The sequence below is a fragment of the Colwellia sp. MB02u-10 genome (assembly GCF_014077185.1).
Lineage (GTDB): Bacteria > Pseudomonadota > Gammaproteobacteria > Enterobacterales > Alteromonadaceae > Cognaticolwellia.
Window position 1 is genome coordinate 1 of record NZ_JACGVK010000091.1, and the last position, 532, is coordinate 532.

Annotated in this window: 2 tRNA genes; both read right to left on the reverse strand. The window is 42.1% G+C overall.

Annotated elements, in window-relative coordinates:
• Positions 1–213 precede the first annotated feature (213 nt).
• Positions 214–289, reverse strand: a tRNA-Ala gene (locus H4J59_RS03980).
• A gap of 122 nt (positions 290–411) precedes the next feature.
• Positions 412–488: transfer RNA gene (locus H4J59_RS03985), tRNA-Ile, on the reverse strand.
• Positions 489–532: the final 44 nt, after the last annotated feature.

Sequence of the window (532 nt, forward strand, 5' to 3'; positions counted from 1 at the left end):
GATATTCCTATTAATAACAGCTTGGTATTTATAATTTACAAACAACAGCGCGACACCGTGTTCATCATATAAATACCGGTATTTATATCAGCTTTCCAGATTGTTAAAGAATTTGTCATTCACACACATTCGGTGAGGACTTGGTTTAAAAAACCAAACTTAACTTATCAACTTTTGATAGTTTAAGTTTGGTCTCTTTCTTTAGTGAAGAAGTGGTGGAGCTAAGCAGGATCGAACTGCTGACCTCCTGCGTGCAAGGCAGGCGCTCTCCCAGCTGAGCTATAGCCCCGCAATGGGAAACACACTTTAAGCTAAAACGTAATACTCATATTTCGTTCTATATCAAGGCGGTTTATCGCGACATGTAGTTTCCTACATGAGTGATGAACCAACGAAGATAGAGGACGAAATTGGTAGGTCTGGGCAGACTTGAACTGCCGACCTCACCCTTATCAGGGGTGCGCTCTAACCAGCTGAGCTACAGACCTATTTCTCTTTCAAGAATTTACGTCCGAAGCTAGCGTGTTTGGAC